General features: G+C 44.5%; 3 protein-coding genes. 2 read left to right on the top strand and 1 reads right to left on the bottom strand.

Going from position 1 to position 2,942, the window contains the following annotated elements:
- Positions 1–171 precede the first annotated feature (171 nt).
- Entirely contained in the window at positions 172–1,440 is a 1,269-nt protein-coding gene (locus A4E24_RS08995; RefSeq protein ID WP_292352952.1) for an ATP-binding protein, read from the top strand.
- A gap of 76 nt (positions 1,441–1,516) precedes the next feature.
- Here A4E24_RS08995 and A4E24_RS08990 read toward each other — a convergent pair whose 3' ends face one another.
- Entirely contained in the window at positions 1,517–1,732 is a 216-nt protein-coding gene (locus tag A4E24_RS08990) for a nucleotidyltransferase family protein (protein ID WP_367121173.1), read from the bottom strand.
- A gap of 599 nt (positions 1,733–2,331) precedes the next feature.
- Here A4E24_RS08990 and A4E24_RS08985 point away from each other — a divergent pair.
- Positions 2,332–2,942, top strand: a 611-nt coding sequence (locus A4E24_RS08985) for an AIR carboxylase family protein (RefSeq protein ID WP_292352951.1), incomplete at its 3' end; no start/stop codon positions are given.

The raw sequence follows: 2,942 nt of genomic DNA, 5'->3' as shown, positions 1-2,942 counted from the left end.
CTAAGACGCAAATAACAAACTTGGCGTCTCTGTGGTCTTTAAAGGGACCGTCAGGATGGACATTGAATGCCATAATTACTTTTAGATCCTTGCGGCATACGCACTTATCTTGCAGAAATAGGCTTATTAATAAGACCAAATAACTAAGTATTTGTACGTGTACATAAGTATATGGACAAAAAGAGCATATTCAAACAGATCATCAAGGAGTTCCATGAAAGGAAACTTCCTGAAACCTATGATCGTGAGCTCATTATACCTGCGACAAAAAAGATCATCAGCCTTGTGGGCTCAAGAAGAAGCGGCAAAACATTCTATTTTTACACCATCATCAAGCAGTTAAGGGATAGCATAGAGCCGGAGCAGATCCTCTATGTTAACTTTGAGGACGACAGGATCCTTCCGCTTTCAGTGCATGAACTGGACCTTCTTATAGAGGCGTATTTCGAACTTTATCCCAGGAACACTCAGAAGACGATGTACCTGTTCTTTGACGAGATCCAGAGCATACATGGCTGGGAGGTATTTGTCAGAAGATTGCACGATACGCTGGATGCCAGCATATACGTAACAGGTTCAAGCTCAAAATTGCTCAGCAAGGAAATAGCGACAAGCCTCAGGGGAAGGACACTGTCATTCCACCTTCATCCTTTAAGCTTCAGGGAATACCTTAAGTTCAAGGGTATAGGTCTTGAAAAAGACTTTGAGTACACGCAACAACGCTACACTGTCAAGCAGCAGTTCGAAGAATATATGAAGTGGGGCGGTTTTCCGGAGATCGCGTTGGAAGATGAAACGCTGAGACAGCCAATATTAAAGAACTATTACGAGATGTTCATCTATAAGGATCTGGTCGAAAGATTTTCGATCAGGAACATAAACCTCCTGAAAATGCTCTCCAGATATCTGCTCACGAACATCAGCTCGCCTTTTAGCATAAACTCTTACTTTAATACCATCAAAGGGAACACCTCTGTCGGAAAAGAGACCCTTGCAGAATACGTATCATACCTTGAGGACATAAACCTCATCTATCTTATACCCATATTCAGTCACTCCCTGAAAAGCCAGCAGGTAAACCCGCGTAAAGTGTATTGCATCGATACCGGTCTTCGGGGAGCTGTGGCATTCCTCTTCTCAAAGGATCTCGGGAAGGCTGCGGAAAATATTGTTTTCATAGAGCTCAAAAGGCGGAACTATGAAGTAAATTACTGGCGTGGTGCAAAGGAAGTGGATTTCATAGCAGATGATGGCAAAGGCCGCCTGCAAGCAATAAATGTGTCATATACAGATGAGCTGGACCCCCGGGAAACAGATGGTCTGAAGGAATTCGCCCAAAGCAATGATGCGCAGCTGCTACTTCTGACCAGGGACACAGAAAAAGAAGAGGACGGGATCAAGTTCCTGCCACTGTGGAAATGGATATTGGTGAAACGGTGAAGTCAAGGGCTGTATCTGCCTCCATGGCATCATAGATGTCCTGTACATAGTCCTTTGTATCCCGGATCATTATCCCTCAGACAGCTTCGACTTCGTTAATTATGTGTTTCCCGATATTCGGCTTCAACGCATTTTTAATGACCAGGTCCACTTTGACCCCAAGGGAATCGGAAAGGTGATCTTCCAGATAGGCGAACCGGAAGATGGTGGGTGTCCTGCTGAACTCCACTAAAACATCAAGGTCACTTTCAGGAGTATTCTCCCCGCGCACATAGGACCCGAACAGGCCGATGTAACTGACATTGTATTACGTTCTCAACTCCGGCAGCATTGCCTGGAGCCTACGCCTGTAAGATTCAACATCTGGCATTATGTGGCATCTTCATCTCAGAAAAGGTCGGTTATGAGTTATGTCTATTTTCATATGGCAAGCTGTTCGGATATCTAATACGCCTTAAAAATATCCACATATCTGTAAGTCCTGGACTTTTGACAAAGCTCTGTGAAAAGGTAAAAAAGCAACTTTGCTTCCCGCGACTTCGCGACCTTGTGTAAAAAAAGAGTTTCATTAGATATATACAATATATTATCAACGCAAGGGCGCTAAGACTCAAAGATAAAAACAACCCCTTTGCGTCCTCGCGTCTTTGCTACTTTGCGTTAAAGATCATCTTGCAGTAAAAAATATACACAACATACTATCAACGCAAGGATGCTAAGACGCAAAATTGACATTACACACATGATGTTGAAGAGAACCAGGAATACTGACTTTTTCTGCTCATTCTCATAAGAAGGAAGATCGTTTTTTTTGTTTTGTCCTGAGAAATGCTTTGTACATTATCGCTGGGAAAGCATCTTAAGCTTTTATTCCAATATTCGAACGTGATCATGGACCTCAGAGATATCCTGCTTAAAATTAAGAACAATGAAACGGACCTGGATGCTGCTGAAGATCTTATACGCGGCATGGGTTATGTGCCCGTTTCCGATATTGCGAAGATAGATGTCTGTCGCAGCCAGCGCACCGGGGTTATGGAAGCTATCCTTGCAGAAGGCAAGGAACCCGAAGATGTGGTCAAAATAGCGCAAGCCCATGTGGATGCATGTGGCAGAGTGCTTGTAACACGTCTTAATGAAATCAATGTGAAGCTTATCGAAGATGCCTTCAGACCTGAACAGCTGGAATGGGGGAAATACAAAAAGACAGTAGTGGTGCACAATGGCACACCTGTACCCAGAACCGGGGGTGTGGTAGCAATAATTTCTGCGGGCACTGCTGATATCACGGTTGCTGAAGAGGCCCGCATAGTAGCTTCGGAAATGGGATGTGAGACCATTGCTATCTATGACGTGGGAGTCGCAGGTTTTCACAGGCTTGTAGGTGAGATGCTCAAGCTTCGGTCACATAAGCCGGATTCCATAGTGGTGGCTGCTGGCAGGGAAGGCACATTGCCTACAGTTGTGTCGGGTCTGGTGGATGTACCCGTGATCGGTGTGCC

Source organism: Methanomethylovorans sp. PtaU1.Bin093, assembly GCF_002067275.1.
Classification (GTDB): domain Archaea; phylum Halobacteriota; class Methanosarcinia; order Methanosarcinales; family Methanosarcinaceae; genus Methanomethylovorans.
Note: the sequence above shows the minus strand (reverse complement) of the source record. Positions and strands in the feature narration are given on the sequence as shown.